Origin of the sequence: Neisseria sp. HMSC078H04 (assembly GCF_001838135.1) — a bacterium.
Taxonomy (GTDB): Bacteria; Pseudomonadota; Gammaproteobacteria; order Burkholderiales; family Neisseriaceae; genus Neisseria.
In genome coordinates this window covers 1-14,295 of sequence record NZ_KV835852.1, presented here as the reverse complement: position 1 = coordinate 14,295, position 14,295 = coordinate 1, and the positions used below count along the sequence as shown (strand labels likewise).

Genomic DNA, 14,295 nt, shown 5'->3' with positions numbered 1-14,295 from the left:
AAAGGCCGTCTGAAATCTTTTCAGACGGCCTTTTTATTACAAAGCAAAGAAAGGAAGCAAGAATCGTTCCAACAAGAAAAAAATAAAGTTGAATCATACTTAATTATTCGGAAAAAATATGAGAAAGAGTATAATAGTTGGATATAAGAGAAGTTTTAGGAGCAAATATGAAAATTCACTTTGAAAAAGGACTTCAGTTAGAAAATGCCCAACTCATTTGTCAGTGGTCTAATGCTTTGGGAGAAAGTTTTCAGAAGCAATGGATGGGGCCAAAGATTTCTTATCCCTTGATTGCCCAATCCTTGCAAAAGATGGAAGGGATTTTTTCCATTTTTGTTGGAGAAGAGTTTGTAGGCATCATCCAGAAAATCAAACTAGAAGATAAAAATCTTCATATTGGAAGATTTCTCATAGCTCCACAGAAGCAGGGAAAAGGATTAGGTAGAAAAGCTTTTCAATACTTTCTTCAAGAAATGTTTGAAAATGAAGAAATAGAAAGTATTTCCCTAACGGTTTTTGAGTCAAATCAAATAGCTAGAGACCTCTACCAAAAAGAGGGATTTGAAATTGTTCAAACCATTGAAGTTCCAGAACGTAAATACATAATGAGAAAATCTAGGTAAGAACTAAATTACACTAGAAATTGTCCCCTTTATCAAAGTGGCTCAAAATATAGTCTTACACACCAACAATATCTACTCAACAACGCTGCTCTGCCCATGCCAAGGCCGCTACAACCTGAGCCTCAATATCGGCATTAAACTCGCCGGCACGGTACGCGTCGCGCAATTCCGTGCGACGGGTTTCATCTGCCGCAATTTGATTCAACACCACTTGCGGAAACTCGTTAAACACAGGCCCTTCCTCTTCATGACCCATCAAAAACAGCGCAGGAATTTTTTGATTGGCGCGGACGATTTCCTGTTGGCGCGGATTCTCAAAACGGCTGCTGTCGCCAAAATCGTTTCGGGCAATATAGTTGACGCGGATATTGGGATTCAACTCCGTCATTTTTTGAATAAACGGCACAAACACGCGGCAATCAGGGCAATATGGCGCAGCGGCAAGCAGCCAGTTTTGCAGACGGCTGATCTTTTTGACCGCCGCTACCGTTTGCGCCGACAGCTCGGTTGCCTGATAGAGTTGCTGCTGTTTCAATTTGTCTTCTTCGGTATCAAAATCCAAATATTCTGCATAAGTGGCCATGCTTTACTCCTGTTCTGTTGTATCGGTTTTCCCTGCCACGCCGGTCAAAAGCGGCACAAGCAGATTGACGACGAGGTTTTCAAATAGCGGCTCATCAAGAGGCGATTCATCCGAATGGCCAAACACCAGCTTCACTTCGGTATATTCTTTCTGCCCTTTGCTCATTTTGTTGCCGTTAAAAACCTCATGGGCTTTTCTCAAGGCAGCATCCCAATCCTCTTTCTTGTTGTACTCCTCCGCTGCGGCAAGGCTGGTTTTGGCAAAAAACGGTAAGGGGGTATTTTGTCCGATTCGGAAATATACCAACCATTCTTTCAAAAGTTCTTTTGCTGTTTGTTGCTCGATGGCGGCATAGGTTTCGGTCTGCCCCAAGCTGACAATATGGGTTTGTCGGTTTGCAACGGATTTAGGGGCGACGGCACAAAAAATCAAATGCTCTAATAAACGGGCAATGCGGTTGGGTGCATTGTCTTTTTGATTTAGGAACACAATACGGCCGCATTCGTAAAGATTGCCGATGGTGCCTTGTAAAATCAAGTCGTCAAAGTGTTCTTCATAAGGTTCAGACGGCCTTTTGTTACTGCGTATCAACTCGGTATCCACGTTTTTCGCAGATATCTGATACTGCTTCTGCCACAAACCGCCCAATTCGCCTACCGGCATCAGGCTTTCGGCATTCAGCCGAATGGCCGTATCTTCAAAATCTTCCCCTTTGCGCCGCGCATCCAAATAGGCATCAGCAATCCGACCTTCATGTTGCGGTTCAAACGGTTCGGCAGACTCCCATGCACCGTCCAGATACGGCTGACCCCAGCTTAAATTTTTCTTCAGCCAAACTTTGACAGGGTTGCGCCAAAAACTGATGAGCTCGCCTTGATAAATGGTTTTGCCCGGCTCTTCCTGACTTAAAGCCTCAATGAAAAACGGCTGCGCTTCCGCTTGCGGTTGGTTCAACGCATCGGCGTAATCTTGGCGCGTACTGAAGAGGCCGTCTGAAAGCGCGTCCTTTTGGAAATAACGGCGTGAGAACGCCTGCAAAGGATGATGTTTCACCCATTTCTCCGACAACTCGCGCCCGCTTTTCCCTGTCATGGCGGCAATGGTATCCAGCAGCTCGCTGATTAACGAAGACGGCGCGAACTCGGCATCATTGCGTATATCGCGGCCGATATAAGACAAATACAGCATTTCACGTGCGCTGATTAAGGCTTCAAGGAAAAGATAACGGTCGTCGTCGCGGCGGGCGCGGTCGCCTTTTTTCGGATGTTTGGCAATCAGGTCGAACACTGCCGCTTTGGTATTGCGCGGAAAATCGCCGTCATTCAGACCCAACAGGCAAACCATTTTAAACGGCAGGCTGCGCATCGGCACCATACTGCAAAAAGTAATGCCACCGCTCAAAAATCCGGTTTGGCTTTCGCTGTCCAAAAAGCGGCGGATATGGCGGATAACGGTTTTACACGGCAACAATCCGTCAAATTCGGCCAACTGCGCCTCTTCCTGCCATTTCGCCAAAGATTGCTCAAACTGTTGCTTGGCGTATTGGTCGTCCGTATCCGGAGTAAACAGTTTCTCCAGCAAATCGCGGCAACGCTGCACCCAGCTTTCCACATTGGCAGGCTCTTGCCATTGCGCCGCCATATCGGCCAAAGTACGGATAAATTCGGCGAAACCGCTGAACACGTCCAGCTGATTGACATTGCTATGCCACGCGCTCACACCCTGCCACATACCGTTGCCGCCTTCAGGCAGCATCCAGCCCAAGGCCAAACGCTCTACCGCCTGCTGCCAAGTAAAGAGGTTGTCTTTGCCCTCGCGCATGGTTTGGTCCAAACCCCAATGCACATTTAATCCGGCAACAGCCTCATGCAGCAGCGGCAAATCTTCCTCGCTCAAACCGAAGCGTTGCAACACCAACCGGCTTTCCAGCAAAGGCAAAACCTTGTCCACTTCAAACCGGCTTTCCAGCAAGTCCAAAGTTTGCGCCAAAGCATACAGCAAGGGCTGACGGCGGCTGAGTTTCACATCCGAAATCGAATACGGCAAAGCCTGACTGCCTGCATGCTCCTGTCCAAAAACGGCTTCGATAAACGGGCTGTACGGCTCGATGTTTGGCGTCAAAACAGCAATATCGTGCGGCTGCCAGTCGGGATTTTTTTGCAACACCAGCGACAGCTCTTCTTTCAAAATCTGCAATTCGCGCAAAGGGCTGTGTGCTGCGACGATTTTGACGGAGCCGTCATTCAACAATTTGTCCGGCTCGATACTCACTGGATTGCCGTCCGCATCGTGGACTTGAACCAAACCTACTTCACCTTCTTCCTGTTGATACAAGCGTTCAGACGGCATGATTAAGTTTTGGATATCGTTTTGCAGGCAATGCAATAAGGTATCGTCTTTTCCTTCTTCATAAACCTGAATATCCTGCTCGGTTTCCACTTCCGACAGAAAATCAAAGAAATCGCGCCCCTGCTTGCCCAAAGAAGCCAACAGCGGATGCCCTGCCTGCGACAAATCCGCCTCATCGACCCTTTTCAAAATCTGCGCCTCATCGATGACCTCGCCCCAATATTGGCTGCTCGGGTTAAGCGCAAACACAAACACATCGCAATACTTGGAAATTTGGTGCAGCAGTTGTAAATACATCGGCGCCATTGTCGAGATGCCGAATACGAACAACCTTTGCGGCAAGACCGATTTATCCAACTGCGCCAACAGCTTTTCCCACAAGGCCACGCGGTGCGGCGCCGATTGGCTGCCATCGTCCAAATAGCGCCACAGCCGCGCCTGCCAATCCTCATCATCACCCAAACCCAGCAGCTTCCCGGCCTGCCACGCATCAATCCAATCCGGGCGGTACACCAAATATTGGTCGAAAATATCCGCCATCTGTCCGGCAAGCTGATAATCCGCCGATGCCGAACTATGCAAATAACTTTCCAGCTTCAAGCGCACGTTTTCGTATTCCGGGGCCGTCTGAAACGCTTCGCTGCGGAACAAATCCAGCAAACGCCAACGCATGACTTCAGGCAAAAACGGACTGAGCGGCGGCACATCGGGAACCAATTTACGCATCAGCTGCCATGCCAAACCGGCAGGCAGGCTGAACTTCAAATTCGCCGCCACGCCGAGTTTGCGCGCAAAAAACACATTCAGATACCGCCGCATCCCCTGGCTCTGCACCACCACTTCTTCCTGCGCCAATACCGCACCCAAAGGCAAGGCCTGATGAATATGCGCGCACATTTCGGCAAGCGCTTCCAAACGGTCGGACTGATAAAGATAAAACATAGCAGACAATCTAAAAAACAATTGCCCACATTATAATGCCATTAGGACAAATGCTTCAGCAGAAGCGGCAAACAAAAACACAGGCCGTCTGAAACACATCGCTTCAGACGGCCTAAAACAAAACAAACCCATCGGCAGCCAATTATTAATTATTTATCGACCCCTGTACAAACCGGCTTCTCCTATCCTATAATTTCCCACATTCGGAATGTAGCGCAGCCCGGTAGCGCACTTCGTTCGGGACGAAGGGGTCGGAGGTTCGAATCCTCTCATTCCGACCAAATACAAAACCTGCTTGAGTCCAAGCAGGTTTTTTACATTCGGCAAGCCTATACTTCCGGCGGAGGGAAAGGCGCACCTTCGGGATGTTTGTAGCGGTTGTACATAAACAAATATTGTTCCGGAAAACGGCGTATCCAATATTCGGTATTTTCATTGATCACGCGCGCGTCGTTCTCCTTATCGCCGTTCAATTCGCCGCGCAAAGGCTCGATGTGCAGGACAAAGCCTTTGCCGTCGGGCAAACGCTCGCCGCAGAAAAACAAAGCCTTTACGCCTTTGACTTGCGCCAGCTTGCCCGCCAACGTCATGGTATAGGCAGGTTTGCCGAAAAAATCCACCCACACGCCGTCGCCCCCTTCTTCCGGAGACGGTACATGGTCCGGCAACACAATGGTCGCTTCGCCGCCGCGCAGAGCCTTGATGATTTGTTTGACGCCCTGAATACTGGTCGGTGCAGTCTTGCCTTTACCGCGCACGCGCCCTGCCTGCATCACTGCATCAAAAGCCTTGATTTTCGGCGGTTTGTACATCGCCGTCAGCGGAAACGGCAGTTGCTGGCTGATGTAGCGGCCCGCCAAATCATAGCTGCCGATGTGCGGCGTGATAAACAGCAAACCTTCGCCCGCACTCAAGGCCGTCTGAACATGTTCCCAACCGTTGACGCTGACAAACAGGTTTTCAATTTCCTCAGGCCGTCTGAAAAACGCCACCGGCAATTCCAAGCCGCCTTTTGCCGTTTCACGGAAAACTTTTTTCACCGCCTCGTCCGTCGGGTTCAATCCGGCAAGTTTCATGTTCTCGAATACCCTTCGACGATCTTTCGACAACACGCGGAAACCCAAACCACCGAGCAGGTTGCCTAATTTGTGCAACCAAACCAAAGGCAGCGCGGCCAAAAATTTAAAAACAAAGGTAACAAGCGTTTGCATAAGGTTTTACCAAAATGAAGTGAGCAGATTGTAAACGAAACAGGCCGTCTGGGTGATTTTGATTTTATCAAAATCACTGGAAATTATGACTCAGATTGATGATATATATAAAGCTTAACCAAAAAAAAGAAGCCCGAAGGCTTCTTTGGTGGTTAATGTGAAAAAACAAGAGTTTGTTTGTCTCCTTTTTTTCTGAAAGATGCATCATACTGTATTGATTCATCATCAATACGGCTGATTACTACGTCAGAATCTGTTTCTTGATCATAAAAACAAACATTGCTTCCACAATACGTTCCTATGAAAAAAGCAAAACTTCTTTCACCTTGTGGTGAAAAAATCGTTCTTTCTATTCTAGGACCTGTTGATGTAAAAGTAAGTTTTAAATATGACTTCCAACCGTTACCTGCAAATTCATAAGGTATAGACGAGGCTGGTATTCCAGTCTTGTTTTCAACCTTAATTGTTTTCTTAGGCACAATAACCATAAAAAAAGCAGCAATTACTATCATTAATGATATAAAAGATGCGAACCTATTAGAAGGTCTCGAATCTTTTTTCAGCTCTTTTTTAGAGTTGTGTTCATTTTTTTTAATGTACATATTGTCCATAGGAATTTCCTTTCAAATAAAAAATACTGCGAAAACGCAAGGCATTTAATATAAGAAAGGAAATTCTATTTAAGTAAAAATAAATACAAGGGCCATAAAAGCAATACCGCAGAGCCACATTACAATTTCAAAAGGATCCTTTTGAAGAATTACATAATTACCATCATTATGATTACGGTATTGTCTATTCTGCTGACGTTTATTAGATGATGGTCTATCCACATATTTATAAGCATGAGGATTTCGTCTTTTTTGTCTATTACTCATGATTTATCCTTTTCAAAACTTTTTTCTTCTTATTCAATAAATTGTACAAATGCACATACAAAAGCAAAAGTGTATATACGCGCGAATACTCAACTATTTTATGTAAATAAGTACGTTCTTTGTGTGAAATAAAGGAATTATTTCATTTTAGAAGTTTAATACTAAAAGTTCTTTTTTGCAAAAGGAAGGTAACAAAACAGACTTCGGGCAAATATATTGCGGCACACCTGCTTTTCTGCTACTATCCGCGCTGCATTAAGAGTTGGGAATTCCATGCCAACCTGCTTTTCCGAAAGAAAGGTAAGGTGGACGGTTGAAAAACCGATGTGGCTCGCCAGAGCAATCCAAACCCGCTTAATGCGGGAATTTTTTTGCCTGTAAGAAACGTGCAACAGGATTCCGAAACAGCAGACAAGTGCGAATGTTTCTCACTTGTATAGAGAAAAAGCGGAGTTTTTGTTATGATTTCCGCTGTCCGAAATAAAAGGCCGTCTGAAAACACAGCAGCCTGTTTTTAATGAAAGAATAGCAATGAGCGAATATCTGTTTACTTCCGAATCGGTATCCGAAGGCCATCCGGATAAAGTTGCCGACCAAGTATCCGATGCGATTTTGGATGCCATCTTGGCGCAAGACCCCAAAGCGCGTGTCGCCGCAGAAACCTTGGTCAACACAGGCTTGTGCGTATTGGCAGGCGAAATTACTACTACTGCCCAAGTGGACTACATCAAAGTCGCACGCGAAACCATCAAACGCATCGGCTACAACTCCTCCGAGCTGGGCTTTGACGCCAACGGCTGCGCAGTCGGCGTGTACTACGACCAACAATCTCCGGACATCGCCCAAGGCGTGAACGAAGGCGAAGGCATCGACTTGAACCAAGGCGCGGGCGACCAAGGTTTGATGTTCGGCTATGCCTGTGACGAAACCCCTACCCTGATGCCGTTTGCCATCTATTACAGCCACCGCCTGATGCAGCGTCAAAGCGAATTGCGCAAAGACGGCCGCCTGCCTTGGCTGCGCCCTGATGCCAAAGCCCAACTGACCGTGGTTTACGACAGCGAAACCGGCAAAGTAAAACGCATCGACACCGTCGTCCTGTCTACCCAGCACGATCCGTCTATCGGTTACGAAGAGCTGAAAAACGCCGTGATCGAACACATCATCAAACCGGTTCTGCCGTCTGAACTACTGACCGACGAAACCAAATACCTGATCAACCCGACCGGCCGCTTCGTTATCGGCGGCCCGCAAGGCGACTGCGGTTTGACCGGCCGTAAAATCATCGTCGATACCTACGGCGGCGCGGCTCCGCACGGTGGCGGCGCATTCTCCGGCAAAGACCCGTCCAAAGTGGACCGTTCCGCCGCCTACGCCTGCCGTTATGTTGCAAAAAACATCGTAGCCGCCGGTTTGGCAACCCAATGCCAAATCCAAGTTTCCTACGCCATTGGCGTTGCCGAACCGACTTCGATTTCCATCGATACTTTCGGCACCGGTAAAATCAGCGAAGAAAAACTGATCGCCCTGGTTCGCGAACATTTCGACCTGCGCCCTAAAGGCATCGTCCAAATGCTCGACCTGCTGCGCCCAATTTACGGAAAATCCGCCGCCTACGGCCACTTCGGCCGCGAGGAGCCTGAATTTACTTGGGAGCGCACCGACAAAGCAGCCGCATTAAAAGCAGCCGCAGGCGTGTAAAAAAATAATAAAGGTCGTCTGAACGGGAGTTTCAGACGGCCTTTTTACATCTAAAAATTCAAAACCTTTTTACGAACGGCACATCGTATTCTCACAAAAACAGCGCAACGAAACCTTGGATTGCTATGCTGTCTTTGTGAATCTACATAAATAAAATTGAAAGAATGCATCATGAAAAAATGGCTGCTGGCTGTTTTGCCTGCCACCGCACTGGCTGCTCCGCCTCAAGGCTTTTATCAAAATTACAAAGACTGGGACATTGCTTGCGACAATACCGGCACCTGCCGTCTTGCCGGATACCAAGCAGATGAAATAGAACCGCCGGTTTCTATCCTGTTTACCCGACAAGCAGGGGCGAATGCCGCAGTAATTGGCGAAGTTTCCCTGCTGCCATTTAACGACGATGACCGCCAACTCGCCTGCGTGGCAGCCCGTAGCGAATTGATGCTGAACGGCAAATCACTGGGCAAATTGGCGTTGAACAAAAAAGGCACAGGCAAATTGAGCAGCGCGCAAACCAGCGCCTTACTCGAAGCATTGAAAAAAGAGAGCAAAATCAGCATCCGTTCTGGAAAATATGAATGGCACTTGTCCGACAAAGGCGCAGCGGCGGCGATGTTGAAAGCGGACGAATTCCAAGGTCGTCTGAATACGCCTTCCGCGCTGATTCGCAAAGGCGGCAGCAGTCAGGCAGTCCTCAGCCCGCAGCCCAAACCCGTCATCCGCGCCGTTGCCGTGCCGAAAAAAGAGGGCGATATGCTGGAACAAGGCACACCACGCCACAGCGCCGTCATGAAACTCTTGAGCGACAGCAACCGCGTTTCCGAAGGCGACGATAATTACTGTTACGCCCTGCACAATAAAGAGCAAATGGATTGGAACCGCAGCCTGTATGTCCATCCGCTCAACGATCGTCAGGTTTTGATTTCGGCCATCTGTATCGGCGGTGCTTATCAAACCAGCGGCTACTATGCCATTGCCGATAAAGAATTGACCAAAATTGAACAAGTGCTGCCGCCAATGACATACGGCGGGCACGGCGGATTCGATGAGAAAACAGCCACCCTTAGCGGCAGCTTCAAAGGCCGAGGGATCGGCGACTGCTGGTCTGGCAATGCAGCGGTGTGGGATGGTAAAACGTTTGTCCGCAGTGAGGAACACACCACCGGTTCATGCAAAGGCTTCACAGGCGGCGCGTGGCTGATGCCTATTTTTGAAGCCCGTGTTGAACGTTAAAATACACGGAATATTTACGATAGAAAGCAAAGGCCGTCTCAAAATTCCCGTTTTCAGACGGCCTTTTTCCTTATACAATAGCCACTTGAATTTCTATATACATTCTGAATAAAGGATACGGATTATGTTCGGCAAACAACTTTTTGAAGAAGTCAGCTCCAAAATCAGCGAAACCATCGCCAACAGCCCTGCCAAAGACATGGAAAAAAACGTTAAAGCCATGCTCGGCAGCGCATTCAACCGCATGGATTTGGTGACCCGCGAGGAATTCGACATCCAACAACAGGTTTTGATTAAAACCCGTACCAAACTGGCCGAATTGGAAGCCCGTTTGGCCAAACTCGAAGCCGCTCAAGAGCCTGAAGAAGCTGCTTTGAAAGCTGCCGAAGCTGCTGCGGAAGAAGCTGTTGCCGAAATCAAACAACAAACTGAAGCTGCCGAATAAGGCCGTCTGAAACATGTCGCTTGCTTTGGTTTACAGCCGCGCCTTAAGCGGCATGAATGCGCCGTTGGTCGAAGTGGAAGCCCACCTTGCCAACGGCTTGCCACATTTCAATATCGTCGGTTTGCCCGATACTGAAGTCAAAGAAAGCCGCGACCGTGTACGTGCCGCCATCATCCAAAGCGGCTTCGACTTTCCCGCCAAGAAAATTACCGTCAACCTCGCACCGGCCGACCTCCCAAAAGAATCCGGCCGTTTCGATTTGCCTATTGCCTTAGGCATTCTTGCCGCATCGGGACAAATCAATCCTGAAAAGCTCGTGCAATATGAGTTTGCCGGAGAATTGGCACTGTCCGGCCTGCTGCGTCCCGTGCGCGGCGCGCTGGCCATGGCATGGCAGGGAATGCAGGCAGGCCGTTCATTCGTCTTGCCGCAAGAAAATGCCGAACAGGCTGCCGTCATGCGCGGTATCGCGGTTTATGGAGCGCGTTCTTTAGGCGAAGTGGCCGCCCATTTAAACGGCATCGAACCGTTGACACAAACCGAATGCAAGCTGACGCAAAGGCCCTCTGAACAAAGTAAAATTCCTGATTTAGCCGATGTTAAAGGCCAGCATACCGCCCGCCTCGCTTTGGAAATCGCAGCGGCAGGCGGACACAGCCTGCTGATGATGGGTCCGCCGGGTACAGGCAAATCCATGCTTTCGCAACGTTTGCCCGGTATCCTTCCACCTTTGACCGAAGACGAATTGGTCGAAGTATGGGCATTGCGTTCGCTCCTGCCCAACCATCAACAGCAACTCGACAGCAACCGTCCTTTCCGTAGCCCTCATCACAGCGCCAGCTCGGCAGCCATGGTAGGCGGTGGTTCAGACCCACGTCCGGGCGAAATCTCATTGGCGCATCACGGTGTGTTGTTTTTAGACGAATTACCCGAGTTTGACCGTAAAGTATTAGAAGTATTGCGCGAACCTTTGGAAAACGGCGAAATCCATATTTCCCGCGCCGCACGCCAAGCAGTTTATCCGGCCAAGTTCCAACTTGTCGCCGCCATGAACCCCTGCCCTTGTGGCTATCTTGGCCATCCGTCCAAACCTTGCCGTTGCACGCCTGAAAGTGTTGCCCGCTACCGCAACAAAATTTCAGGGCCATTGCTCGACCGTATTGATTTAACCATCGAAGTACCCAGCCTTTCCGCTGCCGAATTGATGCAACAAGAAGCAGGCGAATCCAGTGCCACAGTATTGGAACGCGTTACCGCCGCACGCAAAATCCAATACAACAGACAAGGCAAAGTCAATGCCGAACTGAGTATCAGCGAGCTCGATGGTAAAGCCCGCATCCAAAAAGAAGCGCAAGAAGCCTTGGGAACCATGCTCGAAAAACTGTCCCTTTCCGCTCGAAGCTTCCACCGCATCATGCGCGTTGCCCGTACGCTGGCTGATTTGGCAGGCGACGAAGAAGTCAGCAAAACCCATGTGATGAAAGCCATCGGCTTCCGTCGCGCCCTTTAACTTTTCAGACGGCCTGAATCTTTATGTTTAAGTAAAACTAGAGTAAACAAAGCATCAGGATTTTGCCGTCCATAACGGTTATTGATAAAATATCGAATCTAAACTCAGACAGTCTCCCCTCAGGCCGTCTGAACACATTATTACAAGGTAAGTCATGAAAAAATCTACACAATATGGCAAAGGCTTGGCCGGTTTCTTTTTCGGCCTGATACTGGCAACAGGTATTATTGCCGGTATTTTGTTCTTCTTGAACCAAGGCAACCAAAACGTTTTCAAAGAGCTGACTCAGCCTAAACAAAGCGAAGAACCTGAAATCCTGAAACCTCAGGACAAAACAGAGAAACGCCCAGCTACCGACACTTCATCTACCCAAGCAGATGAAGAAAAAGCCAAAGCAGAAAAAGAAGCTGCTGAAAAAGAAGCAGCAGAGAAAGAAGCCAAAGCTAAAGAAGAGGCTGAAAAGGCTGCCAAAGAAGCTCAGGAAAAAGCTGAACAAGCAGAACGTGAAGCCAAAGAAAAAGCGGATAAAGCTGAAGCAGAAAAAGCCGAACGCGAAACTAAAGAAAAAGCTGAAAAAGCCGCCGCCGACAAAGCTGAACGCGAAGCCAAAGAAAGAGCAGACAAAACTGCCGCCGATAAAGCCGAACGTGAAGCCAAAGAAAAAGCCGCAAAAACGGAAGCAGAAAAAGAAGCCGCCAAGAAAAAACTGGCCGAGAAAAAAGCCGAATTAGAGAAAAAACGCGCAGAAAAAGCCAAAGCTGAAAAAGAAGCTACTGATAAAACTGCAAAAGATAAAAAAGCAGCCGACCAACTGACCGACAAACAAAAAGAGCGTGCCGAGCGCAAATTGGCTGAGAAAAAAGCAGCCGAAGCCAAAAAACAAAACAAGCCGACACCTGAGCAAATCCTCAACAGCGGCAGCATCGAAAAAGCACGTAAAGCAGCAAATGCCTCTACAACAAAAGAAAGCAGCAACACTGCAAGTAAACAGTCAGCAGAAAAAGCCGAAGCAGCTGTGAACAGCGGTAAAAAAGCCTTCCTGCAACTTGGTTCATATGCAGACCGCTCCAGCGCAGACTCACAACGTGCAAAACTAGCTATTTTAGGTGTTTCTTCCAAAGTGGTTGAATCGCAAAACGGCGACAAAACCATTTACCGAGTTCAAAGTAATACCATGCCGCAGGAAGCCGCTGTAAAACTGCAAAAAAACCTGCAAGGCCATAATATCAACAGCTTGATTCGTTCTAGCAAATAATGGAATCACTGATGAAGCAGCATATAAAACAAACCATTTCCGCACTCAGCCTGAGCCTGCTCAGTCTGAGTGCGCAGGCTGCTACCGAGGGCGTGGACTATACTGTCCTCAGTCGCCCTATTCCGCAGCAACAAGCCGGAAAAATTGAAGTGCTAGAATTTTTCGGCTACTTCTGCGTCCATTGTTACCATCTCGATCCAGTTTTGTTGCAACACAGCAAAACCTTTGCCAAAGATGTTTCCTTACGGACAGAACACGTCGTTTGGATGCCTGAAATGTTAGGCTTGGCTAAAGTAGCCGCTGCCGTCAATCTTTCAGGTTTAAAATATCAGGCCAATCCAGTCATCTTCAAAGCAGTTTACGAACAAAAAATCAACCTGGCTGATGCAAATGTATTCCGATCATGGGTTGGTAAACAGACAAGTTTTGACAGTCAAAAACTGCTTCAAGCCTACAATAGCCCTGCTGCCGCGTCGGCTGCTGCAAAAATGCAGCAATTGACGGAAACTTATCGAATTGAAAACACACCAACTGTCATTGTCGGTGGTAAATACAAAGTCAATTTCAATGGTGGCGACTGGAAAGTCGGTATGAAAACCATAGATGACCTCATCGTCAAAGCCCGTCGCGAACAATCCTCAAAACCACTTTAACTATTCAACAAAAGAAAGACGGCCTCAAGGCCGTCTGAAAACTTATGGACATTCTGATTTTATTTAAAGCACTTATTCTCGGTATTATCGAAGGTTTAACCGAGTTCCTCCCTATTTCAAGTACCGGTCACTTGATTGTATTCGGCGACTTAATGAATTTCCAAAGTAACGGTAAAGTATTCGAAATTGCCATCCAGCTCGGTGCCGTATTAGCCGTCGTATTCGAATATCGCCAACGATTTACCCATATCATAAAAGGACTAGGCAAAGAGCGAACAGCCAATCGCTTTGTGCTGAATTTATTTATCGCATTCATCCCCGCTGCGATTGTTGGCCTCTTATTCAGTAAACAAATTAAATTGCATCTTTTCAACCCGATTACCGTTGCTACCATGCTGGTACTGGGAGGCTTCTTCATTTTATGGGTTGAAAAACGCCAAGCAACAGCAAAACCTAAAGTCAACCATGTCGATGATATGCGCCCAATTGACGCATTTGTTGTAGGATGCGCCCAAATTTGTGCCCTTATCCCTGGGACATCACGTTCAGGCAGTACCATCATGGGTGGTATGCTGTGGGGGCTGGAACGTAAAACGGCTACTGAATTTTCATTCTTCCTTGCTGTACCAATGATGATTGCGGCCACAGGTTACGACATCTTAAAAAACTACAAACTTTTTACCTTGCAAGATGTCGGACAAATTGCCATCGGTTTTATCGCAGCATTTATCGCCGGTTTATTGGCAGTAAAAGCTTTGCTGAAATTTGTCTCCAGTAAAAACTATGTGCCTTTTGCCTACTACCGCATCGTATTTGGTGGTCTGATTCTCCTTACTTGGATGCTGGGCTGGGTCAGCTGGAGCGAATAACCCCTTTCCCCAAAGGACGTGCCTGAGCACGTCCTTTTTA

At 47.9% G+C, this 14,295-nt stretch carries 13 protein-coding genes, 1 tRNA gene and 1 riboswitch; of the genes, 9 read left to right on the top strand and 5 right to left on the bottom strand.

The window, feature by feature from the left end; translation table 11 throughout:
- Positions 1-167: 167 nt before the first annotated feature.
- On the top strand, positions 168-623 hold the full coding sequence (locus HMPREF2560_RS08835; protein ID WP_004521061.1) for a GNAT family N-acetyltransferase: 456 nt from the start codon (positions 168-170) through the stop codon (positions 621-623).
- A 76-nt stretch (positions 624-699) separates the two neighbouring features.
- On the opposite strand, the gene HMPREF2560_RS08830 is transcribed toward HMPREF2560_RS08835, so the two are convergent.
- Together HMPREF2560_RS08830 and recC are read right to left on the bottom strand one after the other, a co-directional pair.
- A complete protein-coding gene (locus HMPREF2560_RS08830) occupies positions 700-1,206 on the bottom strand; it encodes a thioredoxin family protein (RefSeq protein ID WP_070608072.1) in 507 nt (168 codons plus the stop codon).
- Positions 1,207-1,209: 3 nt separating this feature from the next.
- The gene (gene recC, locus HMPREF2560_RS08825) at positions 1,210-4,497 is read right to left on the bottom strand and encodes an exodeoxyribonuclease V subunit gamma (RefSeq protein ID WP_070608073.1); all 3,288 of its coding nucleotides are present in this window, start codon (positions 4,495-4,497) and stop codon (positions 1,210-1,212) included.
- Between the two features lie 204 nt (positions 4,498-4,701).
- Here recC and HMPREF2560_RS08820 point away from each other — a divergent pair.
- Positions 4,702-4,778: transfer RNA gene (locus HMPREF2560_RS08820), tRNA-Pro, on the top strand.
- A gap of 48 nt (positions 4,779-4,826) precedes the next feature.
- Here the strand turns inward: HMPREF2560_RS08820 and HMPREF2560_RS08815 are convergent.
- From HMPREF2560_RS08815 to HMPREF2560_RS08805, 3 genes are all read right to left on the bottom strand, one after another.
- Positions 4,827-5,708 carry a lysophospholipid acyltransferase family protein gene (locus HMPREF2560_RS08815; protein ID WP_070608074.1) on the bottom strand — a complete coding sequence of 294 codons (882 nt, stop codon included), beginning with the start codon at positions 5,706-5,708 and terminating at the stop codon, positions 4,827-4,829.
- Between the two features lie 152 nt (positions 5,709-5,860).
- Entirely contained in the window at positions 5,861-6,319 is a 459-nt protein-coding gene (locus HMPREF2560_RS08810) for a hypothetical protein (protein ID WP_070734681.1), read from the bottom strand.
- Positions 6,320-6,388: 69 nt separating this feature from the next.
- Positions 6,389-6,586, bottom strand: a complete 198-nt coding sequence (locus tag HMPREF2560_RS08805) for a hypothetical protein (protein WP_070734683.1) — start codon at positions 6,584-6,586, stop codon at positions 6,389-6,391.
- 247 nt (positions 6,587-6,833) lie between these two features.
- A riboswitch (SAM-I-IV-variant riboswitch) is annotated at positions 6,834-6,944 on the top strand.
- 173 nt (positions 6,945-7,117) lie between these two features.
- On the opposite strand from HMPREF2560_RS08805, the gene metK reads away from it, so the two are divergent.
- The 7 genes from metK (at position 7,118) to HMPREF2560_RS08770 (ending at position 14,255) form a co-directional block, all read left to right on the top strand.
- Positions 7,118-8,287 carry a methionine adenosyltransferase gene (gene metK, locus HMPREF2560_RS08800; protein ID WP_070583688.1) on the top strand — a complete coding sequence of 390 codons (1,170 nt, stop codon included), beginning with the start codon at positions 7,118-7,120 and terminating at the stop codon, positions 8,285-8,287.
- 171 nt (positions 8,288-8,458) lie between these two features.
- Positions 8,459-9,523, top strand: a complete 1,065-nt coding sequence (locus HMPREF2560_RS08795) for a DUF1176 domain-containing protein (RefSeq protein ID WP_070608075.1) — start codon at positions 8,459-8,461, stop codon at positions 9,521-9,523.
- 124 nt (positions 9,524-9,647) lie between these two features.
- A complete protein-coding gene (locus tag HMPREF2560_RS08790) occupies positions 9,648-9,968 on the top strand; it encodes an accessory factor UbiK family protein (RefSeq protein WP_003684455.1) in 321 nt (106 codons plus the stop codon).
- Positions 9,969-9,981: 13 nt separating this feature from the next.
- On the top strand, positions 9,982-11,478 hold the full coding sequence (locus HMPREF2560_RS08785) for a YifB family Mg chelatase-like AAA ATPase (protein WP_070608076.1): 1,497 nt from the start codon (positions 9,982-9,984) through the stop codon (positions 11,476-11,478).
- 154 nt (positions 11,479-11,632) lie between these two features.
- The gene (locus HMPREF2560_RS08780) at positions 11,633-12,733 is read left to right on the top strand and encodes an SPOR domain-containing protein (protein ID WP_070608077.1); all 1,101 of its coding nucleotides are present in this window, start codon (positions 11,633-11,635) and stop codon (positions 12,731-12,733) included.
- 11 nt (positions 12,734-12,744) lie between these two features.
- Positions 12,745-13,386, top strand: coding sequence for a thiol:disulfide interchange protein DsbA/DsbL (locus HMPREF2560_RS08775; protein WP_070608096.1), 642 nt, complete (start codon positions 12,745-12,747; stop codon positions 13,384-13,386).
- A gap of 44 nt (positions 13,387-13,430) precedes the next feature.
- Entirely contained in the window at positions 13,431-14,255 is an 825-nt protein-coding gene (locus HMPREF2560_RS08770; protein ID WP_070608078.1) for an undecaprenyl-diphosphate phosphatase, read from the top strand.
- The last annotated feature ends 40 nt before the right edge of the window (positions 14,256-14,295 follow it).

What these genes read in the sequence shown, in the direction of transcription:
- HMPREF2560_RS08835 (WP_004521061.1), top strand. Translation starts at nt 168, where the DNA reads ATGAAAATTCACTTTGAAAAAGGACTTCAGTTAGAAAATGCCCAACTC.
- HMPREF2560_RS08830 (WP_070608072.1), bottom strand. Translation starts at nt 1,206, where the DNA reads ATGGCCACTTATGCAGAATATTTGGATTTTGATACCGAAGAAGACAAA.
- recC (WP_070608073.1), bottom strand. Translation starts at nt 4,497, where the DNA reads ATGTTTTATCTTTATCAGTCCGACCGTTTGGAAGCGCTTGCCGAAATG.
- HMPREF2560_RS08815 (WP_070608074.1), bottom strand. Translation starts at nt 5,708, where the DNA reads ATGCAAACGCTTGTTACCTTTGTTTTTAAATTTTTGGCCGCGCTGCCT.
- HMPREF2560_RS08810 (WP_070734681.1), bottom strand. Translation starts at nt 6,319, where the DNA reads ATGGACAATATGTACATTAAAAAAAATGAACACAACTCTAAAAAAGAG.
- HMPREF2560_RS08805 (WP_070734683.1), bottom strand. Translation starts at nt 6,586, where the DNA reads ATGAGTAATAGACAAAAAAGACGAAATCCTCATGCTTATAAATATGTG.
- metK (WP_070583688.1), top strand. Translation starts at nt 7,118, where the DNA reads ATGAGCGAATATCTGTTTACTTCCGAATCGGTATCCGAAGGCCATCCG.
- HMPREF2560_RS08795 (WP_070608075.1), top strand. Translation starts at nt 8,459, where the DNA reads ATGAAAAAATGGCTGCTGGCTGTTTTGCCTGCCACCGCACTGGCTGCT.
- HMPREF2560_RS08790 (WP_003684455.1), top strand. Translation starts at nt 9,648, where the DNA reads ATGTTCGGCAAACAACTTTTTGAAGAAGTCAGCTCCAAAATCAGCGAA.
- HMPREF2560_RS08785 (WP_070608076.1), top strand. Translation starts at nt 9,982, where the DNA reads ATGTCGCTTGCTTTGGTTTACAGCCGCGCCTTAAGCGGCATGAATGCG.
- HMPREF2560_RS08780 (WP_070608077.1), top strand. Translation starts at nt 11,633, where the DNA reads ATGAAAAAATCTACACAATATGGCAAAGGCTTGGCCGGTTTCTTTTTC.
- HMPREF2560_RS08775 (WP_070608096.1), top strand. Translation starts at nt 12,745, where the DNA reads ATGAAGCAGCATATAAAACAAACCATTTCCGCACTCAGCCTGAGCCTG.
- HMPREF2560_RS08770 (WP_070608078.1), top strand. Translation starts at nt 13,431, where the DNA reads ATGGACATTCTGATTTTATTTAAAGCACTTATTCTCGGTATTATCGAA.